The organism is Peribacillus sp. N1, from assembly GCF_054600815.1.
On sequence record NZ_BAAHZO010000121.1, the window covers coordinates 1 to 235 of the forward strand.

The following is a 235-nucleotide window of genomic DNA, read 5'->3' on the forward strand; positions in this document are numbered from 1 at the left end:
TGTCCGTTTGTAATATCATCCCGATCAGTGAATCTCTTTTTTAGCAAGGCTCGAATTGCATCAGAAAGTGGGATTAAACCCTCCATAAGGATACGAACCATACGAGGCATTATAAGCATAACTGCTCCCAAGTTCATTCCTAATTTATATACTCCATCCGCATCGTATCCTGCGAGAATTCCAATATTAATTCCCAAAATCAGACCTATCATCATCGGTTCACCAAATACTCCGA

At 40.0% G+C, this 235-nt stretch carries 1 protein-coding gene; it reads right to left on the reverse strand.

What is annotated here, in order from left to right:
* The coding region (locus ACYP5M_RS26790) for a PTS transporter subunit IIC (protein ID WP_459735760.1) at window positions 1-235 on the reverse strand (235 nt) is incomplete at both ends.